Source organism: Nocardioides pantholopis, from assembly GCF_003710085.1.
In the GTDB taxonomy this organism is placed as follows: domain Bacteria; phylum Actinomycetota; class Actinomycetes; order Propionibacteriales; family Nocardioidaceae; genus Nocardioides; species Nocardioides pantholopis.
The window spans coordinates 2,986,181-3,011,927 of record NZ_CP033324.1 but is presented as its reverse complement, the minus strand read 5'-3'; the positions used below and the strand labels follow the sequence as shown (position 1 = coordinate 3,011,927).

The 25,747-nt window shown below is 72.9% G+C and carries 23 protein-coding genes; 17 read left to right on the top strand and 6 right to left on the bottom strand.

Features of this window, described 5'->3' with window-relative positions:
- Positions 1-47 precede the first annotated feature (47 nt).
- Complete coding sequence (locus EBO35_RS14465; protein WP_122818328.1) at positions 48-785, top strand: ferritin-like fold-containing protein; 738 nt, start codon at positions 48-50, stop codon at positions 783-785.
- A gap of 22 nt (positions 786-807) precedes the next feature.
- On the opposite strand, the gene EBO35_RS14460 is transcribed toward EBO35_RS14465, so the two are convergent.
- From EBO35_RS14460 to EBO35_RS14450, 3 genes are all read right to left on the bottom strand, one after another.
- Complete coding sequence (locus EBO35_RS14460; RefSeq protein WP_206422573.1) at positions 808-1,122, bottom strand: hypothetical protein; 315 nt, start codon at positions 1,120-1,122, stop codon at positions 808-810.
- Positions 1,123-1,158: 36 nt separating this feature from the next.
- Positions 1,159-1,380: a DUF3107 domain-containing protein gene (locus tag EBO35_RS14455; RefSeq protein ID WP_122818327.1), complete on the bottom strand. Its 222-nt coding sequence runs from the start codon at positions 1,378-1,380 to the stop codon at positions 1,159-1,161.
- 73 nt (positions 1,381-1,453) lie between these two features.
- Positions 1,454-2,044, bottom strand: coding sequence for a TetR/AcrR family transcriptional regulator (locus EBO35_RS14450; protein ID WP_122819810.1), 591 nt, complete (start codon positions 2,042-2,044; stop codon positions 1,454-1,456).
- 227 nt (positions 2,045-2,271) lie between these two features.
- On the opposite strand from EBO35_RS14450, the gene moeZ reads away from it, so the two are divergent.
- The 3 genes from moeZ (at position 2,272) to EBO35_RS14435 (ending at position 4,618) form a co-directional block, all read left to right on the top strand.
- The gene (gene moeZ / locus EBO35_RS14445) at positions 2,272-3,489 is read left to right on the top strand and encodes an adenylyltransferase/sulfurtransferase MoeZ (RefSeq protein WP_122818326.1); all 1,218 of its coding nucleotides are present in this window, start codon (positions 2,272-2,274) and stop codon (positions 3,487-3,489) included.
- Between the two features lie 124 nt (positions 3,490-3,613).
- Positions 3,614-3,934 carry an MGMT family protein gene (locus tag EBO35_RS14440; protein ID WP_206422572.1) on the top strand — a complete coding sequence of 107 codons (321 nt, stop codon included), beginning with the start codon at positions 3,614-3,616 and terminating at the stop codon, positions 3,932-3,934.
- A gap of 102 nt (positions 3,935-4,036) precedes the next feature.
- Positions 4,037-4,618 carry a DoxX family protein gene (locus EBO35_RS14435; protein WP_122818324.1) on the top strand — a complete coding sequence of 194 codons (582 nt, stop codon included), beginning with the start codon at positions 4,037-4,039 and terminating at the stop codon, positions 4,616-4,618.
- Positions 4,619-4,705: 87 nt separating this feature from the next.
- Here EBO35_RS14435 and EBO35_RS14430 read toward each other — a convergent pair whose 3' ends face one another.
- Genes EBO35_RS14430 through EBO35_RS14420 form a run of 3 tightly spaced genes read right to left on the bottom strand, consistent with a single transcriptional unit; the run spans position 4,706 to position 8,246 of the window.
- Positions 4,706-6,106: a YlbE family protein gene (locus EBO35_RS14430; protein ID WP_122818323.1), complete on the bottom strand. Its 1,401-nt coding sequence runs from the start codon at positions 6,104-6,106 to the stop codon at positions 4,706-4,708.
- Entirely contained in the window at positions 6,103-7,548 is a 1,446-nt protein-coding gene (locus EBO35_RS14425) for an FdrA family protein (protein WP_122818322.1), read from the bottom strand. The genes EBO35_RS14430 and EBO35_RS14425 overlap by 4 nt, the downstream gene beginning before the upstream one ends.
- Positions 7,545-8,246, bottom strand: coding sequence for a DUF2877 domain-containing protein (locus EBO35_RS14420; RefSeq protein ID WP_206422571.1), 702 nt, complete (start codon positions 8,244-8,246; stop codon positions 7,545-7,547). The genes EBO35_RS14425 and EBO35_RS14420 overlap by 4 nt, the downstream gene beginning before the upstream one ends.
- Positions 8,247-8,370: 124 nt before the next feature.
- Between EBO35_RS14420 and EBO35_RS14415 the strand changes: the two genes are divergently transcribed.
- The 13 genes from EBO35_RS14415 to EBO35_RS14355 all read left to right on the top strand — a co-directional run bounded on the left by EBO35_RS14415 (position 8,371) and on the right by EBO35_RS14355 (position 25,746).
- On the top strand, positions 8,371-9,594 hold the full coding sequence (locus tag EBO35_RS14415; protein WP_206422570.1) for a PucR family transcriptional regulator: 1,224 nt from the start codon (positions 8,371-8,373) through the stop codon (positions 9,592-9,594).
- A 353-nt stretch (positions 9,595-9,947) separates the two neighbouring features.
- On the top strand, positions 9,948-11,309 hold the full coding sequence (locus tag EBO35_RS14410; protein ID WP_164477980.1) for a uracil-xanthine permease family protein: 1,362 nt from the start codon (positions 9,948-9,950) through the stop codon (positions 11,307-11,309).
- Entirely contained in the window at positions 11,306-12,121 is an 816-nt protein-coding gene (locus tag EBO35_RS14405) for an FAD binding domain-containing protein (protein WP_122818319.1), read from the top strand. Before EBO35_RS14410 ends, EBO35_RS14405 begins: the two co-directional genes overlap by 4 nt.
- Positions 12,118-12,642 carry a (2Fe-2S)-binding protein gene (locus tag EBO35_RS14400; RefSeq protein ID WP_122818318.1) on the top strand — a complete coding sequence of 175 codons (525 nt, stop codon included), beginning with the start codon at positions 12,118-12,120 and terminating at the stop codon, positions 12,640-12,642. The genes EBO35_RS14405 and EBO35_RS14400 overlap by 4 nt, the downstream gene beginning before the upstream one ends.
- On the top strand, positions 12,639-15,056 hold the full coding sequence (cutA, locus tag EBO35_RS14395) for an aerobic carbon-monoxide dehydrogenase large subunit (protein WP_122818317.1): 2,418 nt from the start codon (positions 12,639-12,641) through the stop codon (positions 15,054-15,056). The genes EBO35_RS14400 and cutA overlap by 4 nt, the downstream gene beginning before the upstream one ends.
- Complete coding sequence (locus tag EBO35_RS14390) at positions 15,053-15,715, top strand: SRPBCC family protein (protein ID WP_122818316.1); 663 nt, start codon at positions 15,053-15,055, stop codon at positions 15,713-15,715. The genes cutA and EBO35_RS14390 overlap by 4 nt, the downstream gene beginning before the upstream one ends.
- An 11-nt stretch (positions 15,716-15,726) precedes the next feature.
- On the top strand, positions 15,727-17,139 hold the full coding sequence (locus tag EBO35_RS14385; RefSeq protein WP_122818315.1) for an amidase: 1,413 nt from the start codon (positions 15,727-15,729) through the stop codon (positions 17,137-17,139).
- A 22-nt stretch (positions 17,140-17,161) separates the two neighbouring features.
- Positions 17,162-18,472: a cation:proton antiporter gene (locus tag EBO35_RS14380; RefSeq protein ID WP_206422569.1), complete on the top strand. Its 1,311-nt coding sequence runs from the start codon at positions 17,162-17,164 to the stop codon at positions 18,470-18,472.
- Positions 18,473-18,568: 96 nt separating this feature from the next.
- Positions 18,569-20,107, top strand: a complete 1,539-nt coding sequence (locus tag EBO35_RS14375) for a SpoIIE family protein phosphatase (RefSeq protein WP_122818314.1) — start codon at positions 18,569-18,571, stop codon at positions 20,105-20,107.
- A 50-nt stretch (positions 20,108-20,157) separates the two neighbouring features.
- Complete coding sequence (locus tag EBO35_RS14370) at positions 20,158-20,820, top strand: lysophospholipid acyltransferase family protein (RefSeq protein ID WP_122818313.1); 663 nt, start codon at positions 20,158-20,160, stop codon at positions 20,818-20,820.
- A gap of 90 nt (positions 20,821-20,910) precedes the next feature.
- Positions 20,911-23,028 (top strand): hydantoinase/oxoprolinase family protein, encoded by a 2,118-nt coding sequence (locus EBO35_RS14365; protein ID WP_122818312.1) that lies wholly within the window; start codon positions 20,911-20,913, stop codon positions 23,026-23,028.
- Positions 23,028-25,016 (top strand): hydantoinase B/oxoprolinase family protein, encoded by a 1,989-nt coding sequence (locus EBO35_RS14360; RefSeq protein ID WP_206422568.1) that lies wholly within the window; start codon positions 23,028-23,030, stop codon positions 25,014-25,016. The genes EBO35_RS14365 and EBO35_RS14360 overlap by 1 nt, the downstream gene beginning before the upstream one ends.
- Before the next feature lie 13 nt (positions 25,017-25,029).
- Positions 25,030-25,746 carry an NAD(P)H-binding protein gene (locus EBO35_RS14355; protein ID WP_122818311.1) on the top strand — a complete coding sequence of 239 codons (717 nt, stop codon included), beginning with the start codon at positions 25,030-25,032 and terminating at the stop codon, positions 25,744-25,746.
- Position 25,747: the final 1 nt, after the last annotated feature.

Here is a 25,747-nt window from a genome sequence, read left to right as displayed (position 1 = left end):
GGGGCGCCACGGACTATCGCCGGCCAGTCTATCGGTAGGGTCGGGCCATGACTGCATCGCGGGAAGAGCCGGTGACCCCGGTCGGGGACCGGGACGCAGCCACCGACGAGCCGCTGGCCATCCAGGACCCGGTCTACCGCGAGGCAGTGGTGGACCTGCTCGGCGCGATCGCGTACGGCGAGATCTCCGCGTTCGAGCGGCTGGTCGAGGACGGCAAGCTCGCCCCGACCCTGGAGGACAAGGTGGCCATCGAGACGATGGCCAGCGCCGAGTTCGCCAAGGTGGGGCGCCTGCACGAGCGGCTGCGGGTGCTCGGCGCGGACCCGTTCGCGGCGATGACGCCGTTCCGCGGGCCGATCGAGGAGTTCCACGACTACACGGCGCCCTCGGACTGGTTCGAGGGCCTGGTCAAGGCGTACGTCGGCGACGGCCTGGCCGACGACTTCTACCGGGAGGTCGCGGCGTACCTCGACCCCGGGACCCGGGACCTGGTCGTCGCCTCGCTCGAGGAGACCGGGCACGCGGCGTTCGTCGTGGACCGGGTGCGCTCGGCGATCGCGGCCGACCCGCGGCTCGGCGGCCGGCTGGCGCTGTGGGCGCGGCGGCTGATGGGGGAGGCCCTGACCCAGGCGCAGCGGGTGGTGGCGGACCGGGACGCGCTCTCGGCGCTGCTCGCCGGCGGTGTGGACCGGCCGGGCCTGGACCTGGCCGCGATCGGCCGGATGTTCACCCGGCTCACCGAGCGGCACGCCGAGCGGATGGCCGAGCTCGGCCTGGCCAGCTGAGCGGTCCTCGGCCCGAGACTCGTCAGCGCCGAGACTCCTCTGGGCCCGCCGGCGGCGCGGACGACCGGCGGCGCCGGCGTACCAGCGCCAGGTCGGCCGCGGCGACGAGCGCCACCGCGCCGGCGACCTGCCAGGCGTGGCGCCACCAGTCCGGGCCCGGGGTGGTCGGCTCGAAGATGCTGACGTAGGCGAGGTTGCCCAGGACCACCCCGCCGATGCCGCACAGCACTGTCAGCCACAGCGGCGCGTCGTCGCCGTGGCCCGGCAAGGCCCACGTTCCGAGCAGCGCGATCCCGCTGCCGCCGAGGAGCGCCCAGAGAAGGTCGCTGACGAGCACGGGATCGACGCTGCTTGGAACGGTTCGGGAGCCGGGTCAGCTCCGGAAGCCGACCTGTCCCACGACGCCCGTGCCGACCTCGACGTAGGCGATCTTCGACGCGGGGATGATGACGCTGCGGCCCTTGGTGTCGGCGAGGGTGAACACGCCCTCGGCGGCCACCGCCTCCGAGAGCAGCCGCTCGACGGCGGGGCCGTCCAGCTCGGTCTCGACAACGAGCTCGCGCGGCGCGTGCTGCACGCCGATCTTGACCTCCACGGGTCCTCCTTGAGTTGGGTCTGGTGCAGCGGCCCCGGGAACCCGGGGCGCTGGGTGTGGCTGGTGCTGTGGGTCAGTGCTGCTCATCGATGAGCGGATAGCCGCGGATGCCCCGCCAGGCGAGGCCCGCGACCAGGGCGGCGGCGTCGGGACGGCTGATGCCGCCCGCCTCCGCGAGCCAGAACCGCGCCGAGACCTGGGCCATTCCCACCAGGGAGACCGCCAGCAGGCGGGCGGCCGGCCCGGGCAGGTCGGTGTCCTCCTGGATCACCTCGGCGATCATCGCGGCGCAGTCGGTGGTGACCCGCTCGGTGTGCTCGCGCACCGCCGGCTCGCTGGTCAGGTCGGACTCGAAGACCAGCCGGAAGGCACCGGTCTCGCTGGCCACGTAGTCGTAGAAGGCGTCGATCGCGGCCGCGACCCGCAGCTTGTTGTCCTGGGTCGACTTCAGCGCCGCCCGGCAGTTGCCGATGATCGTGTCGCAGGAGGCGTCGAGCAGGGCCAGGTAGAGGTCGAGCTTGCCGGGGAAGTGCTGGTAGAGCACCGGCTTGGACACGCCCGCGCGCTCGGCGATGTCGTCCATCGCGGCGGCGTGGTAGCCCTGGGCGACGAAGACCTCCAGGGCGGAGGAGAGCAGCTGGGCGCGACGCTCCCGCCGGGGCATCCGCGCGCCGCGCGGACGTCCACCCTCGACGTCGTACTGCTCTGAGCTCACCTGCGATGCTCCTCCCGAATCAGCCACGGCGACCCTACCGGTCCGTAGCCCAGGTCCGGATGACGGGACGATGTTCGGCGGCGTTCTCGGGGCCGGGGAACATGAACAGGTCCCCGGGCGTTGCGCCGAGGACCTGTGTAGTGACCTCGCGAAGAGAATCTGGCAAGGAGCGTGTCGTGTCCTTTACCCCGCTGGTTGAGCCGGCGACCGAGCTGACCGTCGACGAGGTGCGCCGCTACAGCCGCCACCTGATCATCCCCGACGTCGGCATGAGCGGACAGAAGCGCCTCAAGAACGCCAAGGTGCTGGTGATCGGGGCCGGCGGCCTCGGCAGTCCCGCGCTGCTCTACCTGGCCGCTGCCGGCGTGGGCACGATCGGCATCGCCGAGTTCGACGAGGTCGACGAGTCCAACCTGCAGCGCCAGATCATCCACGGCCAGTCCGACATCGGGCGCCCCAAGGCGGAGTCCGCGCGCGACTCCATCAACGAGGCCAACCCCTACGTGAACGTCGTGGTGCACAACGAGCGCCTCGACAACGACAACGTGCTCGGCATCTTCGAGGGCTACGACCTCATCGTCGACGGCACCGACAACTTCGCGACCCGCTACATGGTCAACGACGCGGCGTACTTCCTGAAGATCCCCTACGTGTGGGGCTCGATCTACCGCTTCGACGGCCAGGCGTCGGTCTTCTGGCCGCACGCCACCGACGAGAACGGCGAGTCGGTCGACGCGCCCTGCTACCGCTGCCTCTACCCGGAGCCGCCGCCGCCGGGCATGGTCCCGTCCTGCGCCGAGGGCGGCGTCCTGGGCGTGCTGTGCGCCTCGATCGGCTCGATCCAGGTCAACGAGGCGATCAAGCTGCTCACCGGCATCGGCGACCCGCTGGTCGGCAAGCTGATGATCTACGACGCCCTGGAGATGGAGTACCGCAAGCTGAAGGTCCGCAAGGACCCCAACTGCGCGCTCTGCGGCGAGCACCCGACCGTCACCGGGCTCATCGACTACGAGTCCTTCTGCGGCGCGATCTCCAACGAGGCCGCCGACGCCGCGGCCGGCTCGACGATCTCGGTGACCCAGCTCGCGCAGATGCTCAAGGAGCGCGAGGAGGGCACCCGCGACTTCGTGCTCGTCGACGTGCGCGAGCCCAACGAGTACGAGATCAACAAGATCCCGGGCTCGGTGCTGATCCCCAAGGGCGAGTTCCTCAACGGCTCCGCGCTGGAGAAGCTGCCGCAGGACAAGCAGATCGTCATGCACTGCAAGTCCGGGGTCCGCTCCGCCGAGACCCTCGCGGTCGTCAAGGGCGCCGGGTACGCCGACGCGGTGCACGTCGGCGGCGGCGTCGTGGCCTGGGTCAACCAGGTCGACCCGAGCCAGCCGACGTACTGATTCCGGCTGATTCTGGCTGAGTCCGGCTGACCCCGGCTGAACTCTGCCGGCCTCGCGCAACCCGCTGCCCCCGACCGGTCCGCCGGTCGGGGGCAGCGTGCGTCCGGGGAACTAGCCTGTGCCCGTGTCTCCTGCAGCGGATCGCGACGAGTACGTCGAGGCGGTGCTGACCTGCGTGGAGCAGGTGCCTCGCGGGCGCGTCACGACGTACGGCGCGATCGCGGAGGCGGTGGGCCGCGGGGGCCCGCGGCAGGTCGGCGCGGTGCTGGCCGCCCACGGCGGTGGCGTGCCGTGGTGGCGGGTGGTCCGGGCGGACGGGTCCCCACCGACCCGCCACGCGGGCGCCGCGCGCCAGCACCATCTCGCCGAGGGCACGCCGCTGCGGGCCTCCGGCAAGGTCGACATGGCCACGGCGTTCTGGGAAGGTGCGACCGCCGGGACCTAGGTCCCGGCCTCCGCGTGCCCCCCGCCCCTGCCGGAGCAGCCGGGTGGCGGTCACTGTGGAGGTGTCAGCAACACACACCGCACCAGAGCAGGAGGTCCCGCCATGTCGAACATCAGCGCCAGCAGCCGAGGACGCGACGGGGTGACCGCCACGACGGCGGGCACCGGTACTGTCCCCGCAGCAGTCGAGACCTCCTCCGGACGGGCCGCCCGCTACGTCGCCGGCGCCCTGCGGATCGGGCTCGGCTGGATCTTCCTGTGGGCCTTCCTGGACAAGCTCTTCGGGCTCGGCTTCGCCACCGAGAAGGAGGCGTCCTGGCTGGAGGGCGCCAGCCCGACCGAGGGCTACCTGAGCTTCGCCACCAAGGGGCCCTTCGCCGACGCGTTCCAGTCGCTGGCCGGCTACGCGATCGTGGACTGGCTGTTCATGCTCGGCCTCGCCGCGGTCGGCATCGCGCTGGTCGCGGGCGTCGGGGTCCGCCTCGCGGCGGTCGCCGGGTCGGTGATGCTGTTCCTGATGTGGCTGGCCGCGCTGTGGCCGGAGAACAACCCGTTCCTCGACGACCACCTCATCTACATCGGCGTCCTCGCCCTGCTGGCCCTGACGAACGCCGGTCGGACCCTCGGGCTCGGGACCTGGTGGGAGAGCCTCCCGCTCGTCCAGCGCCACCGCTGGCTGGTCTGACCCGCCCCCACGACGGACCGCCTGCGCCACCCTCGGCGCAGGCGGTCCGTCGTACGTCGGACCGCCTGCGCCGCGGCGGCTGCGGCCTCAGGCCCCGGCGCGCTCGCGGGTGCGCTCGGCGAGCCGGGCCAGCGCCTGCGGGAAGATCTCCGCGGGCGGGGTCACCAGCCCGGCGCCGACCTGCCCGACGCCCGCGACCCGCCCGGCCATGCCGGTGTTGATCTGCGGGAGGATGCCGGTGCGGCAGACCCGGGTGACGTCGATGCCGGTGGCCGTGCCCTGGAAGTCCAGGACCGGGATCGACCAGCGCGGGTTCTCGCCGAGCGTGATCTCGTGCATCCGGCGGGTCGTGGCCAGCGCGTCGGGCACCGTCCCGCCGACCAGCCGGACGATCGCCGGCGCGGTCGCCATCGCGAAGCCGCCGATGCCGGCGGTCTCGGTGATCGCGGAGTCGCCGATGTCGGGGTTGGCGTCCTCGGGGCCGTAGCTGCCGAGGAAGAGCCCGTCGGCGAGCTGGGCGGGCCCGGTGAACCACTCGTCGCCGGTGCCGGCGACCTGGATGCCGAAGTCGGTGCCGTTGCGGGCCATCGCCACCACCATCGTGGAGCCCTCGATCCCGCGGGCGGCGTCCAGGGCGAGCTTGCACGCCGGCATCGCGAGGTTGAGGAAGAAGTGGTCGTTGCCGCCGATGAAGCGCATCGACTCGGCCACGTCGGCGGTGTCGAAGCCGCTGGTGACCATCGCGGGGGACAGGTCGCGCATCATCATCAGGGTGCCGGCCCGGTTGCGGTTGTGGGCCTCGTCGCCCATCTGCAGCATCTGGGTCAGGATGCCGGTCACGTCGACCGGGCCCGCGGCGTCACGGGTGCTCCGGACCGCCGACTGCAGCAGCGGGCCGAGTACGTCGCGCATCCAGCGCAGCCGGGTGAGCACGTCGGGGCCGTAGGCGCCGTAGCGCAGCACCTTGCCGAGCCCCTCGTTGAGCGAGCAGTAGGTGCGCCGGCCGGTTTCGGTGTCCTCGAGCACGAACATCCACATGCTCGGGGTGACGACGCCGGCCATCGGGCCGACAGCGCTGCGGTGGTGGCACGGCTCCAGGGAGACGTTGGCCCCGGACTCGAAGAGCGCGACGGCGTCCTCCGGGTCCTCGACAAGGCCCTCGAGCGCGGCGCCGCCCATCAGCGCGCCACGCAGCGGGCCGGACGCCCGCTCCCAGTCGATCGGCGGACCCGCGTGCAGGAACTGCCCGCGCTCGAGGCCGAGGACCTCCGAGGCCGGGGCGACGTCGACGAGCCGGGCGGTGACGCCCAGCATCGCGGCGACCGCGCGCTGGTTGGCCTCGTGGCGCAGCGGGTCGGCGACGACAGTGGCCAGGTCGGTGTCGGTGCCCGGCATCGGGGGGCGCCAGTCGACGCGGACGACGTCGACGGCCTGGGCCTCGACCCCCTCGGCCAGCAGGTCGGTCCCGACGTTCACGACGGTGCTCATGCGTTGCTCCCCAGCAGCTCGAGGGCGCGCCGGGTGGCCCGGGCGTTGGACAGGTGGACCTCGGCGCCGGCCTCGGCCAGGACCTGGACCTGGCGGTCCAGGCCCTGCGGGTCCGAGGAGGTGCCGACGACGGTGACGATGACGGGCACGCTGAGCTCGGCCAGGGCCGGCGCCAGCAGGCTGGCCGGGTCGGCCTCCGCGCCGTGGCCGAGCACGACGTCGAGGACGATCACGCCCGTGGCCGGGTCGGCGGCGACCTGCGCGAGCCGGTCCAGGCGCAGGGTCGGGTCGATCATCGGGTGGGCGCGGCCGGCGGTGAGGCTGTCGTCGCCGAAGTCGACGATCGCGTGCCCGGGACCGGTCAGGTCGCCGAGCTCGGTGCCGACGGTGCCGAGGGCGGCGCGGGCCACCAGCGTGGACTCGCCGGCCAGGGTGCCGCCGACGAACAGGCCGCGCAGCAGCTTCCCGGTCGCGGGGCCGGCGGTGCCGACCACCGGCCACTCGGGCACGGGGACGCCGAGCCGGGTGAGGATCCGCTCGGCCGACTCGGTGAGGTCGGGCTGGTCGGCGCCGAGCAGGGCGAGCTCGACCGGGGTGGCCAGGTCGGCGGCGTACTTCTCGAGCTCGGCGGCGACCGAGGCGGCCGGCGGCTTGGAGACCAGCACGGCCAGCTCGACGGCCGGGTCGGTGTCGAGGCGGCGCAGCGCCTCGCGTGCGGAGAGCCCGCCCACCTCGGCGGAGAGGTCGCGCCCGCCGACGCCGAGTGCGGAGGAGACGCCCACGCCGGCGTGGTCGAGGAGCGCGAGCAGCTGCTGGCAGCCGGTGCCGGACGCGGCGACGATGCCGACCGGGCCGGGCTGCACGACGTTCGCGAAGCCGAGGCCGACGCCGTCGACGACGGCGGTGCCGCAGTCGGGGCCCATCACCAGGCGGCCGCGGTCGGCGGCCGCCCGCTTCAGGGCGACCTCGTGCTCGAGCGGCACGTTGTCGCTGAAGATCATCACGTCGTGGCCGGCGTCGAGCGCGTCCATGGCCTCGACCAGTGCATGCTGCCCGGCGACCGAGACCAGCACGACCGCGTCGGGGTCGGCCTCGCGCAGGGCGGCGGCGGTGGTCCGGTGCGGGGCCAGCTCGGCGCCGCCCTCGCTGCGGCGGGAGGCGTTCTTCAGGGCCTCCTCGACCCCGGCGAGCGCGGCGTCCAGCGCGGCCGGGTCGGCCAGCCGGATCGCGACGACCATGTCGTTGGGGGTGGCGGTCGGGGGGACCTCGAAGCCCATCGAGGTCAGCACGTCGACGTTGAGCTCGGTCGCCATCGCGACCTGGGCGGCCTCGACGCCGTCGAGGCCCTGGACGGTACGACTGACCTGCAGCAGCGCCACGGAGTCGGCATAGGCGCCGGCTCGCAGCTCCACGTGGGTCGTTCCGGGGGAGGGGTCGGTCATGCAGCAGCTCCGATCTCGAGACCGAGCCCGGTCAGGGCGCGGTGGGCACCGCGCAGCAGACCGAGCCCGGAGGTGTGGCCGACGGCGGCGAGCCGGGCGGCATGGGTTGGCGCCGCGGCGGTGCCGAGCGCCGCGAGCCAGGCGGCGAACTCCGGCAGGACCTCGCCCCGGAGGGCGCAGTCGAGCAGGGTCGCCGAGAGCAGGGTGGTGCGGTGGAGCTGGGCGCGGACCGCGCGGTCGACCTCGGGGGTCGCGATCCCGGCGCTGCGGTGGGCGGCCAGCCAGCCGCACAGCAGGTCGTCGCCGTACGGCGTCAGCCCGTCGCCGGACCCGACCAGCTCGGCCACCTCGTCGGCGCTCATCGGCGCCGGGGTGGTGCCTGGGCTGGTGACTGGGATCTGCAGCCGGGGGACCGCCACGTCGACGTACCGGCCCACGAGCAACGGCCGGTCGTCGAGGTGCAGGACGCCTCCGGCGACGTGGGCGCCCCGGACCTCGGGCAGCTCGGTGCCGGTGGTCCGCAGTGCGCAGGGCACCGCCGTGGACAGGCCGTCGACGACGCCGACGCACCAGCCGTCGAGGTCGGCGTACACGGCGTGCAGACCGCGGTGCACGAGGGGAACCGGGCCGTCCGCCGCCGCCCGCAACCGGTCGCGCACGCGCACCGGGGCGCTGACGGCGATCGGGAGGGGGCTCACGGGGTCCGACGCTAGCCGCCGGGTTACGGTGAGGCCGATGTGAGGTTGTGCCAACGATCTCGGAAAGTGAGCGCACATCTTGATAGCCAACCGCGAGGACGGTGCCATCGCGGCGCTGGCACGCGTGGATGCCCTCCACTCCGGCCTGACCCAGATCGTGCTGGAGGGCGGCGATCTCGACGGGATCGCGGCCGAGGTGGCCCGCGTGCTCGACGTCGGGGTGCTGTTCACCTCCTCCGACGGCCGGGAGCGGGCGGCGGCGATCGGCGAGGACCTGCGCGAGCAGCTCTCGGTCCACACCCTGGTCGACCACACCGGCCGGGTCCGCGTGGAGCGGATCGGGGCGGACGGCGCCAGGATCGGGGACGGCGAGGTGCGCCTGCTGCGGGTCGCCGCGGGCGGCGTCGACCTGGCTCGCCTGGTGTGCGTGCGCCCGGGGGCGCCGATCTCCTCCGACGACGTGCACGCCCTGGAGCGCGCGGCCGCGGTGGCGGCGCTGCTGATCACCCGCCAGGAGGCGGTGACGGCTGTCGAGAACAAGTACCAGGGCGACTTCCTGCGCGACCTCTTCCTGCGCCGCGCCGGCGACGGCGAGTACGTCGCGGAGCACGCGGAGACCTTCGGCTGGGACCTGAGCCGGCCGGTCGTGGTGCTGGTCGCCGAGCTCGACGAGGCGCTCCCCGGCGGGGAGGCCGACTCCCGCGCGATGCGCCGGCTGTGGCAGGAGCGCTTCTCGGCGGCGTGGCGGCAGGTGAGCCGCAGCGTCGACGAGCGCGTGCCGTGCGTGGACTTCTCCTCCGAGGTGGTCACGCTGCTCCCGGTCGACCCGGATGCTGAGGAGAGCATGCCGGGCCAGGCGCTGGTGGCCCGGGTGGCCGCCGCCGTCACCGGCGACCGCGGCGGGGGTCGCCGGCCGTTCTCGGTCGGCGTCAGCCGGATCGCGACCACCCTCGACGACCTGCCGGGTGCGTACGCCCAGGCCCGGCGCGCCGTCGACGTGGGCCGCCGGATCCACGGCGGCCGCTCCACGACGTTCTTCGACCAGCTCGGCGTACACCGGCTGATCGCACTGATCCCGGACCCCGAGGAGCTGCGCGCGTTCACCCGGGACGTGCTGGGACCGCTGGCGGAGGCCACGACCGAGGCCGCCGACCTGCGGGTGACCCTGCAGGTGCTGCTGGACACGAACTTCAACGTCGCCGAGGCGGCGCGGCTGCAGTTCTTCCACTACAACACGATGCGCTATCGGGTCTCCAAGCTCGAGCGCCTCCTCGGCCCGCTCTCCTCGGACCCGCACCTGCGCCTCGACGTCGCCGTCGCCCTCCGGGTGCTGGAGATCATCGACTGATCGGTGCTCGAGCCGCTCCGGGTCTCCTCACGGCTCGAGCAGCGGTCAGGGGGACTCCTCGGGCACCTCCCGCGCTCCCGCGGCACTGCAGTGCCCGAGAACCCTGGGGTTCCCCGGTGAACCGGGGATCTTCGCCCTCGCCCGCCGGACTGGTCTCGACCACGTACGGCCCGGCCGGGACCCGTGGCACGCACCCGCCGCCGTGGACACAGAAATGCTGTGTCACAGGACACACGACTTGCCAGCAGGTTTGGCGTTCCTTCGGCACGTGTCGCCGTTCAGGGTGTGTCATGACCCTCACTACCTTGAGGGTGCCTCGGGCCCCGTGTTGGCACGAAGAGAGGGAACGACCGATGTCGATGTTCAAGTGGGAAGTCGTTGACCCGGCGCCCGGCGAAGCCGTGATGCCGCATCAGCGACTCGGATGGGGAAAGACGGTGGGCCTCGGCGCCCAGCACGTCGTGGCGATGTTCGGGGCGACCTTCGTCTTCCCGTTGGTCATGGGCCTGGACGCGAACCTCGCGATCATGTTCTCGGGCATCTGCACGATCCTGTTCCTGCTCGTCTGCAACAACAAGGTGCCCAGCTACCTGGGCACCAGCGCCGCCTTCGTCGGCGCCGTGGCCGCGATCCGCCTCCAGGGCGGCGACTCCGCCGACGTCACCGGTGCCATCCTCGTCGCCGGCCTGGTGCTCGCGGCGCTCGGCGTGGTCGTGCACTTCGCGGGCGCCGGCCTGATCAACAAGATCCTCCCGCCCGCCGTCACCGGCGCCGTGGTCATGCTGATCGGCTTCAACCTCGCCCCGGTCGTGGCCCAGACCTACTGGCCCCAGGACCAGTGGGTGGCGCTGCTGACCACCACGTTCCTGGTGGCCGCCTCGGTGCTGCTGCCCGGCTTCTGGTCCCGGATCGCGGTGTTCCTCGCCCTGATCTTCGGCTACGTCATCTCCTGGATCTTCGACGGCGTCTTCGGTCCGATCACCTCCACGCTGGCCGGCGCCACCGAGGCCACCGAGCACGACCGGGTCACCTGGGCCGGCGTGAAGGCCGCCGACTGGATCGGCCTGCCCAGCGGCCAGCTCGGCGACGGCGTGGACGTCGTGCACGGCCCGAGCTTCTCGCTGAGCTTCATCCTCCTCGTGCTGCCCGGCGTCATCGCGCTGATCGCCGAGAACACCGGCCACGTGAAGGCCGTCGCCGAGATGACCGGCGACGACCTCGATCCCTACATGGGCCGGGCCATCGGCGCCGACGGTGCCGCCACCGCGCTCGCGAGCCTCTTCGGCGGCTCGCCGACCACGACGTACGCCGAGAACATCGGCGTCATGAGCGCGACCCGCGTCTACTCGACCGCCGCGTACTACGTCGCCGCGGCCGTCGCGATCCTGCTCGGCCTGTGCCCGAAGTTCGGTGCGATCGTCAACGCCACCCCGGGCGGAGTCCTGGGCGGCATCACCGTCGTGCTCTACGGCATGATCGGCCTGGTCGGCGCCAAGATCTGGGTCGAGAACCGGGTCGACTTCGGCAACCCCGTCAACATGGTGGGCCTGGCCGCCGGCATCATCGCCGGCATCGGCGGGGTCACGCTGACGATCGGCGACGACTTCGAGCTCGGCGGCATCGCCCTCGGCTCGATCCTGGTCATCGTCTACTTCCACATGGTCAAGGGCCGTACTCCGGCCAGCACGTCAGGAGAGGTGACGAAGACACTGTGAAACCCGCTCCGTTCGCTTACCACCGACCCACCACCCTGGGCGACGCACTGGAAGTTCTCTCGGGCAATGCAGACGCCAAGGTATTGGCAGGCGGACAGAGCCTCGTGCCACTGCTGTCGATGCGCCTGGCCGGGCCCAGCGCCCTGGTCGACATCAACGCGATCCCCGGCCTCGACACCATCGAGGTGACCGAGGCCGGGGTCCGCATCGGCGCACTCGCCCGGCACGCCGACGTGCTCGCCCACGAGGGCGTACGCCGGGTCCAGCCGCTGCTGCCCGAGGCGCTCTCGTACGTCGCGCACGCCACGATCCGCAACCGCGGCACCACCGTCGGCTCGATCGTGCACGCCGACGCCGCCGCCGAGATGCCCAGCGTGCTGGTCCTCCTCGGCGGCTCCGTGGAGGCCGCCTCGACCGGCGGCACCCGCACCATCGCGGCCGAGGACCTCTTCCTCGGCCCGCTGGAGTCCACCCTGCGCCCGGAGGAGATCGCCACCTCGGCGTTCTTCCCGGCGCTGCCCGCCGGCGCGGGCGTCGCGTTCGACGAGATCGCGCGCCGCCAGGGCGACTACGCGCTGGTCGGCCTCGGCGCCGTCGTCGACGGCGACAGCGTCCGCGCCAGCTACGTGTCGGTCAGCGACGTCCCCACGGTCGTCGACCTGTCCGGCGTACCTGACGACAGGCTGGGCGAGGTCGCCCTCGAGCACCTCGACCCGGTCGACGACATCCATGCCACTGCCGCGTACCGCGCCCAGCTCGTTCGGGTGCTCACCAAGCGCGTGGTCACGAAGGCTCGGGAGGCCGCACGATGAGCGCACAGGACACGGTTCGCCACGGCGAGCAGCTGCACCTGATCCGGTTGCGGGTCAACGGGATCGGCCACGACGTGGAGGTGCCGGCGCGCCGGCTGCTCTCCGACGCGCTGCGCCACGACCTCGGCCTGACCGGCACCCACGTCGGGTGCGAGCACGGCGTCTGCGGCGCCTGCACGGTGCTGATGGACGGCAAGCCCGTGCGCGCCTGCCTGATCTTCGCGGTCTCCGCGGTCGACGCCGAGATCACCACCGTCGAGGGGCTCACCGAGCCCGACGGCTCCCTGAGCCCGGTCCAGCAGGCCTTCTCGGAGTGCCACGGCCTCCAGTGCGGCTTCTGCACCCCGGGCTTCCTCACCACGATCACCGCCGGGCTGAACGAGAACCCCTGCCCGACCCACGAGGAGGCCCGCGAGATGATCGCCGGCAACCTGTGCCGCTGCACCGGCTACCAGAACATTGTGAAGTCCGTCGAGCGCGCCGCCGAGATCACCCAGGCCAAGGAGGCGGAGTCGGCATGACCACCAAGCTGATGGGCCAGGGCATCCAGCGGGTCGAGGACCAGCGGTTCCTGCGCGGCAAGGGCCGCTACGTCGACGACGTGCACGCCGACCCCGCGACCCTGCACGCAGCGGTGCTGCGCAGTCCGCACGCCCATGCCCGGATCGTCGACATCGACGTCGCCGACGTCCTCGAGATCGAGGGCGTCCACCTGGTGTGGACCTATGAGGACCTCGGCCCGCTGTCCGCGCCGATGGGGGAGCCGCTGCCGCTGCTGATCCCGCACCCCGACCTGACCCAGGGCCGCACCCAGTACGCCCTGGCCAAGGACGAGGTGAACCACGTCGGCGAGGCCGTCGCGTTCGTCGTCGCCGAGGACCGCTACCTGGCCGAGGACGCCGTCGGTCGGATCAAGGTCACCTGGGAGGTGCTCCCGCCCGTCGTCGGCGTCGAGGCCGCCCGCGCCGCGGACCGGCTGGTCCACGAGGACGTGCCCGGCAACATCGGCGCCCGCAGCGAGCAGAAGACCGGTGACGTCGAGGCCGCGATGGCCAAGGCGCCGCACCGCCTCGAGCTCGACCTCGACATCGAGCGCAGCGCCTGCACGCCGCTCGAGGGCCGCGGCACCGTGGCCCGGTGGGACCCCGACGTCAACCGCCTGCAGGTGTGGAGCTCCACGCAGACCTCCACCGGCGTGCGGGCCGCGATCGCTGTCAAGCTGGGCCTCGACCTCGGCCAGGTCGACGTGATCACCCCCGACGTGGGCGGCGGCTTCGGCGTCAAGGTCGTGCACCCGTGGCCCGAGGAGCTCCTGGTCCCGCTCGCGGCCCGCGCCCTGAACCGCGTGGTCAAGTACACCGAGGACCGCCGCGAGCACTTCATCTCCTCCTCCCACGAGCGCGGCCAGATCCAGCACATCGAGGTCGGCTTCGACGACGACGGTCGGCTGCTCGCGCTCGACGTGATGTTCTGGCACGACCACGGCGCCTACACGCCCTACGGCCTGATCGTCCCGATCATCACCTCGACCCAGCTGCTCGGGCCCTACAAGCCCGAGGTCTACCGGGTCGTCTACGAGTCGCTCTACACCAACACCGTGATCGTCACGCCGTACCGCGGCGCGGGTCGCCCCCAGGGCTGCTTCGCCATGGAGCGGACCATGGACGCCATCGCCGAGTACCTCGGCAAGGACCGCACCGAGGTGCGGGCGGTGAACTTCATCCAGCCCGACGAGTTCCCCTACGACCAGGGCCTGATCTTCCAGGACGGCCGGGAGCTGGAGTACGACTCCGGCGACTACCCCGCCTCGCTGGAGAAGATCAAGGAGCTGATCGGCTGGGACGAGTTCCCCGCGTTCCGCGCCGAGATGGCCGCCCAGGGCCGCACCGTCGGCATCGGCCTGGCCTGCTACGTCGAGGGCACCGGCGTCGGCCCCTACGAGGGCGCTCACATCAACATCGAGACCACCGGCAAGGTCAAGGTCGCCACCGGCCTGACCACCCAGGGCCAGGGCCACGCCACGGTCTTCGCCCAGCTGGTCGCCGACGAGCTCGGTGTGAAGTTCGAGGACGTCGAGGTCGTCACCGGCGACACCCGCCGGATGCCGTACGCCGTCGGCACGTTCGCCTCGCGGGCCGCGGTGATGAGTGGCTCGGCGATCCACCTGGCGGCCAAGCGCACCAAGGAGAAGGTGCTCAAGATCGCCGCCGAGGCCCTCGAGGCCGACGAGGCCGACCTGGAGATCGTCGACGGCGTCGTGTCGGTGAAGGGCTCCCCGGGAGCCTCGATGGACCTCGCCACGATCTCGGTGCTGTCCAACCCGCTGCGCTACGCCTTCGACGAGGCGTCCAAGGCCGCTACCCAGTTCTCGGTCGGCGACCCGGGCAAGCCCCCGGTGGCCGAGGACGACGAGCCCGGGCTCGAGGGCAAGGACTTCTACAGCCCCGAGCGCGCGACGTACGCGTCCGGCATGCACGCGGTGATCGTCGAGACCGACCCCGACACCGCCGAGATCACGATCCTGAAGTACGCAGTCGTCCACGACTGCGGCCACCTCATCAACCCGATGATCGTCGAGGGCCAGATCCACGGCGGCGTGGCCCAGGGCGTCGGCGGTGCGCTGTTCGAGCGGATGGCCTACGACGAGTCCGGTCAGCTGCTCAACGCCTCGTTCATGGACTTCCTGATGCCGTTCGTCACCGAGATCCCCGACGGCATCGCGATCGACCACCTCGAGACGCCCTCCCCGCTCAACCCGCTCGGCATCAAGGGCGCCGGCGAGGCCGGCGTCATCCCCGGGTCGGCCGTCTTCGCGTCCGCGATCGAGGATGCCGAGCGGATCCCGATCACGGCGATGCCGATCTCCCCGTCCGAGCTGTTCACGCTCCGCGCCCTGCACGCGGAGACCCCCACCACCCAGGAGCGCCCCGCATGAAGATCGCCGGTTCCAACACCATCGCCGCCCCCGTGGAGAAGGTCTGGGACGCCCTGCTCGACCCGGCCGTCCTGGTCGCGACGATCCCGGGCTGCGAGCGGCTCGCCGCCACCGGCGAGAACGCCTACGACATGACCGTGACCGCGGGCATCGCCGCGATCAAGGGCACCTACGCCGGCACCTGCGTCCTCTCGGACCTCCAGGAGCACCAGTCCCTGACCATGCACCTGCAGGGCGCCGGGGCGCCGGGCACCGTCGACGCCACCGTCGCGGTGACCTTCGCCGCGGCCGACGGCGGCACCCAGATCGCCTACGAGGCGGAGGCGACCGTCGGCGGCATGGCCGGCGGCGTCGGCCAGCGGATGCTGACCAGCGTCGCCAAGAAGATGGCAGCGGAGTTCTTCGGCAACGTCGAGCGGGTCATCGAGGGCGGGCTGCCCTCGGCCGCCCCGGCCTCCGCGACCGCATCCGCGATGAGCTCGACGGCCGCGGTCGACGGTGCTCCCGCCGCCGCGCCGGCCCAGCCGGGCGTGTTCACCGCCCCGGCGAAGGTCTCGGCCGTGGGCTCCCCGGACGACCTCACCAAGGGCGTCGTCATCGGTGCCGGCCTGGTGCTCCTCGGCGTGCTCGCCGGGGCGATCCTCGGCCGCCGGCGCTGAGCGGGCGGGCGATGGGCACCGACCTGACCCCCGACTCCCCGGCCCGGGTCCTCGCGGCGGCGCTGCGCGAGCGCCGGATCTCGGCGCGCGAGGTGCTCGACCTGCACCTGGCGCGGATCGCCGAGCGCAACCCCGACGTCAACGCGATCGTCTCCCTGGACCCCGAGCGGGCCCGCGCCGGCGCCGCGGCCGCCGACGAGCACCTGGCCCGCGGCGGGCGGCCCGAGCCGCTGCACGGGCTGCCGTTCGCGGTCAAGGACACCCACGCCACGGCCGGGTGGCGTACGACGTACGGCTCGCCGGTCTTCGCCGACCACGTGCCCGCCGCCGACGAGCTGCTCGTCGAGCGAATCCGCCGCGCCGGCGTGGTGCTGCTCGGCAAGACCAACGTGCCCGAGTTCGCGGCCGGCTCACACACCTTCAACCCGGTCTTCGGCACCACCCGCAACCCGCACGACCTCAGCCGCTCCGCCGGCGGGTCCAGCGGTGGCGCCGCGGCCGCGCTGGCCGCCGGCATGGTGCCGCTGGCCGACGGGTCCGACATGGGCGGCTCGCTGCGCAACCCCGCGTCGTTCTGCGGCGTGGTGGGCATGCGTCCCAGCCTCGGCCGGGTGCCGGAGTGGCCGCTGTACAACCAGTGGGAGACCACCTCGGTCGGTGGCCCGATGGCGCGGGACGTGCGCGACCTCGCGCTGCTGCTCGGCGTGCTCGCCGGGCCCGACCCGCGCACGCCGATGGCGCTGGGGGAGCCCGGGCACCTGCTGTCCGCGCCGCTGGACCAGGCCGCGAGCGGTGCGCTCGCCGGGCTGCGGGTGGCGGTCTCGGTGGACCTCGGCGGCTCCTTCCAGGTCGACCACGAGGTCGCCCGGGTGGTCGAGGAGTCCGCCGCGGTGTGGTCCGCCGGCGGTGCCCGCGTGAGTGCGGCCGCCCCGGACCTGCACGAGGCCGAGGACACCTTCCGCACCCTGCGCGCCTGGCACCTCCAGGCCAAGCTCGGCAAGGTGCTCGCCGACAACCCGGGCCAGCTGAAGCACTCGCTGGCCGACAACATCCGGGCGGGGGAGTCCCTGACCGGGGCGGACATCGCCCGCGCCTACACCCAGCGCACCACGCTGGGGCAGCGGATGCGGGAGTTCTTCGTCGACCACGACGTGCTGGTGCTGCCGGTCTCCCAGGTGCCGCCGTTCCCGGCCGACCAGGAGTTCCCGACCGAGATCAACGGCCAGCCGATGGCGACCTACCTGGACTGGATGCGCTCGGCGTACTTCATCACGGTCACCGGCTGCCCGGCGATCGCGCTGCCGGCCGGCCGGACCCGGGACGGGCTGCCGGTCGGGATCCAGGTCGTGGCCCCGCACGGTGCGGACCGGCGGCTGCTCGAGATCGCCGCCGCGTTCGAGGACCGGACCCGTGGGCTGACCTGACCCGATCGGGGTATCGGGGGCTGTGACCTCCTCCGACCTGGTGTACGTGGTCGCGGGAGGCAGTCTCCTCCTCGCGATCGTGCTGCCCGCCCTCCTCGAGCGCTGGGCGATCTCGGCCCCGATGGTGCTGGTGGGCGTCGGCATGCTGCTCGGCCTGACCCCGCTGCCCGACGGCCTGCCGCTGGACCCGCAGGAGAACCGGGCCGCCATCGAGCACGTCACCGAGCTCGTGGTGATCGTGGCCCTGATGGGGGTCGGCCTCGCGCTGGACCGTCCGCTGAGCTTCCGGGACCGGCGGTCGTGGGCGGCGTGGGCGCCGACCTGGCGGCTGCTGCTGGTGGCGATGCCGCTCACGATCGGGGCGGTGGCCCTGCTCGGGTGGTGGTGGGCCGGGCTGCCGGTCGCGGCCGCGCTGCTGGTCGGCGCCGTCCTCGCGCCCACCGACCCGGTGCTCGCCTCGGACGTCCAGGTCGCCGGGCCGCGGACCGCCAGCGGCGCCGCCGCCGGCGAGAGCGTCGCCGAGCACGAGGTCGACGAGCGCGACGAGCTGCGCTTCACGCTCACCTCGGAGGCGGGGCTCAACGACGGCCTCGCGTTCCCGTTCGTGTACGCCGCGATCCTGTTGGCCACCGAGGGCGGGGTCAGCCACTGGGCGCTGGAGTGGGTCGGCTGGTACCTCCTCGGCAAGCTGGTCCTGGCGGTCGTCGTCGGCATCCTGGTCGGCCGGGTGCTGGCCTACATCGCCTTCCGGTCCGCCAGCCCGTCGCTGCGGGTCGCCGAGCGGGGCGAGTCGTTGCTGGCCCTCGCGGCCCTGGTCACGGCGTACGGCCTGGCCGAGGTGGCCGGCGGCTACGGGTTCGTGGCCGTCTTCGTCTGCGCGATGACCTTCCGCTCGGCCGAGCGCACCCACGACTACCACGCCGCGATGCACGAGGTCACCGAGCGCCTGGAGCGGCTGCTCACGCTGTTCGTGCTGCTGGTGCTGGGGGTCGCGGTGACCAGGGGGCTGCTGGACGCGCTGGACTGGCGGGGCGTGGTGATCGGGCTGGCGCTGATCTTCGTGGTGCGCCCGCTGAGCGGCTGGGTGGCCCTCGCGGCGTTCGCCCGGCGCAGTGACCGCAGCGGCGGGCTGACCCGGCCCCAGCAGCTGGCCGCCGCGTTCTTCGGCGTCCGCGGCATCGGCTCGATCTACTACCTGGCCTACGCCAGCGCGGAGTCCGACGTGCTGGCGGCCGACTGGCTGTGGTCGACAGTGGCGTTCACGATCGTGGCCTCGGTCCTGGTGCACGGGGTGCTGGCCTCGCCGGTGATGGCGCGGGTGAGTCCCGACTGAACCCGGACAAGTCCCGATTCGACCCGAACAGGTCCCGACTCAACGGGGTGCCCCTCGACGCCGAGCCGGCGGTCGGGATGGGGTTGGATATGGCGCGTGGCCGACCTCTTCCGCGCCGCCGGCTCGATCCGGCGGGACTACGACGCCGTCGACTGGGCTGCCTCGCCGCTCGGCGACGTCGCGAGCTGGTCGCCGGCGCTGTGCAACGCGGTCGACCTGGCGCTGAGCACCCGGTTCCCGGTCACGCTGCTGTGGGGCCCCGAGCACGTGCTGGTCTACAACGCCGCCTACGTCGAGCTGATCGCCGGCAAGCATCCCGGGGCGTTGGGGCGCCCGGCGCGCGAGGTCTTCCCCGAGGCGTGGTCGGTGATCGGACCGATGCTGGCCGCGGTGCGCGCCACCGGGGAGCCGACCTGGTCCGAGGACATCCTGCTCCCGCTGCATCGTCGCGGCTTCCTAGAGAACTGCTGGTTCACGTTCTCCTACTCGCCCGTCCGCGGGCCGGACGGCGAGGTCGAGGGAGTCCTCGACATCGCCACCGAGACCACCTCCCGGGTCGTGCTCGGCCGGCGGCTGCAGCTGCTGACCCGGCTCGGCGAGGCGCTGGCGCCGGCGACCGGGGTCGAGGACGTCGTGGAGCGCGCGGTGGCGGTGCTGCGGGCGGCGCCCACCGACCTCGCCGGCGCCGAGATCGGCAGGGTCCGCGGGACGTCCGGGCGCCGGGTCCGCGTCGAGCACGGCCCCGACGGCACCTGGGTCTGGCAGCCGCTGGTCAACGGGACGACGTACGGCGCCTCGTTCCTCGGCGTCCGGCTCCATCCGCACCTGCCGGAGGACGCCGACTACCTCGGCTTCGTCGCGCTGCTCGGCGGGGCCGTCGACCAGGCCCTGGACCGGGTGGCCGCCCTCGAGGCGGAGCGCTCGTTCTCCGAGGCGCTCCAGCGCAGCCTGCTGAGCCGGCCGCCGACCGTGCCCGGCCTCGAGGTGGCGGTCCGCTACCAGGCAGCCCTCGAGGTGGCCCAGGTGGGCGGCGACTGGTACGACGCGTTCGAGCTGCGCGACGGCTCGCTGACAGTGGTGGTGGGAGACGTCGCCGGTCACGACGAGAACGCCGCCGCCGCGATGGCGCAGCTGCGCAACCTGACCCGGGGCGTGGCCGTCACCCGGTGGTCCGAGCCGGCGACCATGCTCGGCGACCTCGACCGGGCGGTGCTCGGCCTCGGCCTGGACGTGGTCGCGACCGCCGTCCTCGGCCAGGTGCGGCCCATCGAGGGCAGCGCCGGCCGGCTCCTGGAGTGGAGCAGCGCCGGGCACCCGCCGCCGGTGCTGATCGAGCCGGACGGCACCGCCCGGGTCCTGGAGCGGGCCCCGGACCTGCTGCTGGGGTTGGACCCCACCGCGGAGCGCGGCAGCCACTCGGTGGTCCTGGAACCGGGGTCGACGGTGCTGCTCTACAGCGACGGGCTGATCGAGCGCCGCGGCGTACCGCTCGACGAGAGCGTGCGCTGGCTGGTCTCCGAGCTCGACGGCCGCCGCTTCCTCGACGCGGAGGCGGTGTGCGACCACCTGCTCGGCGAGGTGGGCCTGCTCGTCGACGACGACATCGTGCTGCTCGCGCTGCGGGTGACCGGCTGATCGGGACGCCCGGAATCGGCGGACCGGCCGGTAACCACCAGACTGGGCACGTGCTCTACCGCGCCCTGCACTCGGTCGTGCCCCCGCTGGCCAAGGCGGTGTGGCGCCCGACCGTGCGCGGGCTCGCGAACGTGCCGGGCACCGGACCGGTGGTGCTGGCCAGCAACCACCTCTCGTTCGCGGACTCGATAGTGATCCCGGTCGTGGTGCCCCGCAAGGTGGTCTTCCTGGCCAAGTCCGACTACTTCACCGGCACCGGGGTGCGCGGTGCCCTCAGCCGGATGTGGTTCGAGGGGCTGGGCATGCTCCCGGTCGACCGGGACGACTCCAAGGCCGCCCTGGCCAGCCTGGACACCGCGCTGGAGGTGCTCGGCCGCGGCGACGCCTTCGGGATCTACCCCGAGGGCACCCGCTCCCGCGACGGGCGCCTCTACCGGGGCCGCACCGGTGTGGCCCACCTGGCGCTGACGGCGGGATGCCCGGTCGTGCCGGTCGGGCTGACCGGCACCGAGCGGCTCCAGCCGGTCGGCGCCCGACTGCCCCGGATCGTCCCGATCACCGTCGAGTTCGGCGCCCCGATCCAGGTGGCCGGCCGCTTCGGGGGCCTGCCCGCGGGCCGGGCCCGCCGGGAGCTCACCGACGAGGTGATGGCAGCGATCGGCGCGCTCACCGGCCAGGAGCCGGCGGGCGTCTACAACGCGCGGCCGGTTTAGCGAGACTGGGCAGAGATTGTCGAGGAATCGCGGTTCCTACGGCAAGGTATGCCGTGGCTCGGCGGGGTCGCGGACCGCTTGAATCGATCCATGGCCGACGCTACCTCTCCAGCGCAGCGCCGGATCCGGATCGGGATCGACACCGGTGGCACCTTCACCGACGTGGTCGCTCTCGACGAGGACTCCGGCTCGCTGGTCACCACCAAGACCCCGTCCACCCCGAGCAACCCCGCTGACGGCTTCATGGCCGGCATCGAGAAGGTGCTCGGCCTGATGGGCCTGCCGCAGGGCGAGGGTGACGCGATCTCCGCGGTCAGCCACGGCACCACGGTGGCCACCAACCAGCTCCTCGAGGGCAAGGTGGACCGGCTCGGGTTCATCACGAACACCGGCTACGAGGCGATGCTCGAGATCGCCCGCCAGTCCGTGCCCGACGGCTACGGCAACTCCTACTTCTGGGTCAAGCCCGACCGGATCGTGCCGCGCGACCTGGTCAAGGGCGTCGAGGGTCGTCTCGACTTCACCGGCGCGGAGGTGCGCCCCTTCGACGAGGACGGCGCCCGCGCCGTGGCCCGCTGGTTCCGCGCCCAGGGCATCAACACCCTCGGTGTGTGCTTCCTGCACGCCTACGCCAACCCCGACCACGAGGAGCGGATGCGGCAGGTGCTCGCCGAGGAGCACCCCGACGCGGTGGTCTCGGTCAGCAGCGAGGTGCTGCGCGAGTACCGCGAGTACGAGCGGGCGATGACCACGCTGGTCGACGCCGCGGTGAAGCCGCGGCTCTCGGCGTACGTCAACAACATTGCCCAGCGGCTGAACTCCTACGCCGGCCAGCGCGGCGTGCCGTTCTATGTGATGAAGTCCAACGGCGGCGTCCTGTCCGCCGCCGAGGTCGTGCACCAGCCGATCACCACCGTGCTCTCCGGCCCCGCCGCCGGCGCGCTCGGCGCGGCGCTGATCGCCAAGGTCGCCGGCTTCGACCGGGTCCTGACCAGCGACGGCGGCGGCACCTCCACCGACGTCTCGGTCGTCATCGACGGCGAGCCGACGCTGACCACCGAGGGCTCGGTCGGGGCGTTCCCGTCCAAGATCCCGATGATCGACGTGGTCACCGTCGGCGCGGGCGGCGGCTCGATCGCCTGGCTCTCGCCCGAGGGCACCCTCAAGGTCGGCCCGCAGTCGGCCGGCGCCGACCCGGGCCCGCTCTGCTACGGCAAGGGCGGAACCGAGGTCACGATCACCGACGCCCACGTGTTCCTCGGCCGGATCCCTCCCCACCTGCTCGGCGGGGAGATCCCGCTGGACGTCGACGCGGCGCGCGCCGGTGTCGAGGCGCTGGCCAAGGAGCTCGGCCTGACCCCGGAGGCCTGCGCCACCGGCATCCTGGAGATCTCCGCCTGGAACCAGGCGAACGCGCTGCGCCAGGTCACCGTCAAGCGCGGCCTGGACGTCCGGGACTTCGCGCTGGTCACCTTCGGCGGCTCCGGCTCGCTGCTGCTGTGCCGGCTGATGGACGTTCTGGGCATCCCGACCGTGCTGGTGCCGCCGAACCCGGGCAACGTCTCGGCGTTCGGGCTGCTCACCGTGGACGTCAAGAACGACTACGTGCAGACCCACGTCCGGCTCGCCGACGCGCTCGAGCCCGACTCCGTCGCCGGCGTGTACGACGAGCTGACGGCGCAGGCCGCCGCCGCGCTCGAGGCCGAGGGCTTCGGGCCCGAGGTGCGCTCGTTCGCCCGCACCGCCGACCTGCGCTACTTCGGCCAGGCCTTCGAGGTCCGGGTCGCCGTGCCGGAGGGGCCGGTCGACCAGGCAGTCCTCGACGAGGTCGCCGCGCGCTTCCACGCCGAGCACCGGGCGCTCTACGGCTACGACTTCGCCACCGACCCCAGCCAGCAGGTGGAGTGGGTCAACCTGCGGGTCTCGGGCATCGGCCCGATCCAGCGTCCCGAGATCGCCCGCCACGAGGTCGCCGACGGCGCCGAGGGCGCCACCGCCGGCGAGAAGGGGCGCCGCGAGGTCTGCTTCGACGCCGAGGGCGGCTACCTGGACGTCCCGGTGCTGTGGCGCCCGGACCTGGCCTCCGGGACCGTTGTCCAGGGGCCCGCGATCATCGAGGAGTTCGGCTCCACGGTGCCGCTGCACCCCGGTTTCTCGGCCCGCGTGGACGAGTACCTCAACATCATCGTGACGAGGGAGAACAACTGATGTGCACCAGCTCCGTCGGTGTGACGGCCACCGCCGCGCCCACGTCCACCGGCGGCGGCAGCCGCCGGGCGCCCACGCAGTTCCCCTTCGGGCCGCTCACCGCTGACGCCGGCGCCAGCGCCGACCCGGTGCTCGTCGAGATCGTCCAGGGCTCGCTCGCCGCTGTCGAGATGGAGGTCGAGACCGCCATCGGCCGCACCTCCCGCAGCCCGATGATCCGCGACGCGCACGACTTCCGGGCGGGCATCCACGACCGGCGGCTGCGCAAGCTGACCGGCCGCTCGTACTCCGCGCTCGTGCACCCGGTCGCCCGGGACTTCCCGATCGAGGAGATGCGCGAGGGCGACGTCTTCTTCCACAACGACGTCTACCTCTCCGAGGGCGGCATCGGGCACCTGCCCGACCTGTGCGTGACAGTGCCGGTCTTCGCGGGTCCCGAGGGTGAGCGCCGCGTGGTCGCGTTCGTGCAGGCCTTCGGCCACCACGACGACATCGGCGGCGCCGTGCCGGGCTCGATGCCCAGCGCCGCGACCAGCGTCTTCGAGGAGGGCCTGGCGGTTCCGCCGATCCGCCTCTGGGACGCCGGCGTGCCGAACCGGGCCGCGCTGTCGATCATGACCCGCAACTCCCGGATGCCGGACTCGCTGGCCGCCGACCTCGACGCCGAGTGCTCGGCGTGCCTGATGGGCGCCCGCCGGCTCGGCGAGCTCTTCGACCGGTACGGCGTGGAGACCGTCGAGTCCTGCTTCGACGCGATCATCGAGCGCACCACCGCCACCTACCGCCGTGAGATCCTCTCCAAGATCCCGGTCGGCAGCTGGGTGTGGGAGGACTACGCCGAGCACGACGGCGTCGACGAGCCGCAGCTGCACACGCAGCGGATCACGCTGACCCGCACCGCCGCCGACGACCCCGAGGGCGAGCGCCTGGTCATCGACTTCGACGGCACCGGGCCCCAGGCGAAGGGGCCGATCAACCACTGCGGCGACTACAGCGACGGCGTCTTCCTCAAGAAGTGGCTGGCGCCGATCCTGCGCAACCTCGCGGACACCCCGGAGCGGATGGCCGAGCTCGACGTCAACGAGGGCATCGTCCCGCTCATCGAGATGCGCTTCCCCGAGCCCGGCACGCTGCTGACGCCGGTCTTCCCGGCACCCACCAACGCCCGGACGTTCGTGATCCTGCGGCTGCTCGGCGTGCTCGCCGGCGTGGTCGCCAAGGCGGTCGACGGCAAGATGCCGGCCGACCAGGAGACGATCCGCTACACCGGCGTGTACGGCGACGACCTCGACGGCCGTCCCTACCTGATGCGCGAGGTGCTCGGCGGCGGCTCGGGTGGCCGCTACTACGCCGACGGCGAGGACACCATCCACGTGGTGCCGGACAGCCGGAACCTGCCCAGCGAGTTCACCGAGGCGCGCTTCCCGTTCCGGGTCGAGGCGCTCACGCTCGCCATGGACTCCGGCGGCGCCGGCAAGTTCCGTGGCGGCCTGGGCTACGAGAAGCACATCCGGATGCTCAAGGACGGCCACTTCATGTCCATCGCGGACCGGTCGATCCTGGCCTGCTGGGGCGTGAAGGGCGGCAAGGCGGGCAAGCCGTTCGAGGTCACCATCGACCCGGGTGGGCCGAACGAGCGCGAGGTCGACGCCCTCGCCGACGCCGAGGAGATCAAGGCCGGCGAGGTGGTCCGGATCCGGACCACCGGCGGTGGCGGCTGGGGCAACCCGCTCGAGCGGGACCCGCAGCTGGTCGTGCGCGACGTGGTGTGGCGCAAGGTCTCCGCCGAGGCGGCGCTCGCCGACTACGGCGTGGTGCTCACCGGCTCGCTGGAGGACGACTCGCTGTCCTTCGACGCCGACGCCACCGCTGCCGAGCGGTCCTCGCGGGCCGTCGACGAGGCAGTCGAGGAGCCGTTCTTCGACCGTGGGCCGGGCTACGCCAGCCTCGCCGGCGGCGCGGCGTTCGCCGCCGTCGACCTGGTCTGAGGACGACCGGACGATGACGCGCGTCGCGGTCCTCGGGGGACACGGCAAGACCGGGAGATCGGTCCGGGCCGCGCTCGAGGACCGCGGCGCCACCGGCGTACCGCTGGGACGGGCCGACTGGCCCGACCTGGTGGGCGCCCTGCGCGGGTGCGCCGCGGCGTACCTGATCGCGCCGAACCTGTACCCCGACGAGCCGGCGTACGTCGCCGAGGCGCTGGCCGCCGCGCGCTCGGCCGGGGTCGGCCGGGTGGTGCTGCACTCGGTGGCCTCGCCGTACGCCCCGGCGATGCCGCACCACCTGGGCAAGGCAGCGGCCGAGGACCTGGTCCGCCGCGCCGGCCTGGCCTGGACGGTGCTCCAGCCCGGCGCCTACCTGCAGAACCTGGACCTCTCCGGTCCGGTGCGGATCGCCTACTCCGCCGACGTCCCGTTCGGCTTCGCCGACCTCGCCGAGGTGGGGGCGGCCGCCGCGACCGTGCTGCTCGAGGACGGGCACGCGGGCGCGACCTACGAGCTGGCCACCCGGGTCGCCACGGTCCGCGAGCTGGCCGACGAGGCCGGGGTACCGGTCGAGGTGGTCACGCCCGAGGCGTGGGCGGCCACCGACGGGGCCGGCCTGGAGCCGCGCGAGCGGGAGTGGCTGCAGGCGATGTTCGGCTACTACGACAGCCACGGCCTGCCGGTCGGCACGCTGCCGCTGCGGGCGCTGCTCGGCGGGGCCCGGACCTAGA

Excerpts from the sequence above, each read along its gene's own strand:
- EBO35_RS14465 (WP_122818328.1), top strand. The coding sequence starts at position 48 with ATGACTGCATCGCGGGAAGAGCCGGTGACCCCGGTCGGGGACCGGGAC.
- EBO35_RS14450 (WP_122819810.1), bottom strand. The coding sequence starts at position 2,044 with ATGCCCCGGCGGGAGCGTCGCGCCCAGCTGCTCTCCTCCGCCCTGGAG.
- EBO35_RS14435 (WP_122818324.1), top strand. The coding sequence starts at position 4,037 with ATGTCGAACATCAGCGCCAGCAGCCGAGGACGCGACGGGGTGACCGCC.
- EBO35_RS14430 (WP_122818323.1), bottom strand. The coding sequence starts at position 6,106 with ATGAGCACCGTCGTGAACGTCGGGACCGACCTGCTGGCCGAGGGGGTC.
- EBO35_RS14425 (WP_122818322.1), bottom strand. The coding sequence starts at position 7,548 with ATGACCGACCCCTCCCCCGGAACGACCCACGTGGAGCTGCGAGCCGGC.
- EBO35_RS14410 (WP_164477980.1), top strand. The coding sequence starts at position 9,948 with ATGTCGATGTTCAAGTGGGAAGTCGTTGACCCGGCGCCCGGCGAAGCC.
- EBO35_RS14400 (WP_122818318.1), top strand. The coding sequence starts at position 12,118 with ATGAGCGCACAGGACACGGTTCGCCACGGCGAGCAGCTGCACCTGATC.
- cutA (WP_122818317.1), top strand. The coding sequence starts at position 12,639 with ATGACCACCAAGCTGATGGGCCAGGGCATCCAGCGGGTCGAGGACCAG.
- EBO35_RS14390 (WP_122818316.1), top strand. The coding sequence starts at position 15,053 with ATGAAGATCGCCGGTTCCAACACCATCGCCGCCCCCGTGGAGAAGGTC.
- EBO35_RS14385 (WP_122818315.1), top strand. The coding sequence starts at position 15,727 with ATGGGCACCGACCTGACCCCCGACTCCCCGGCCCGGGTCCTCGCGGCG.
- EBO35_RS14365 (WP_122818312.1), top strand. The coding sequence starts at position 20,911 with ATGGCCGACGCTACCTCTCCAGCGCAGCGCCGGATCCGGATCGGGATC.
- EBO35_RS14360 (WP_206422568.1), top strand. The coding sequence starts at position 23,028 with ATGTGCACCAGCTCCGTCGGTGTGACGGCCACCGCCGCGCCCACGTCC.
- EBO35_RS14355 (WP_122818311.1), top strand. The coding sequence starts at position 25,030 with ATGACGCGCGTCGCGGTCCTCGGGGGACACGGCAAGACCGGGAGATCG.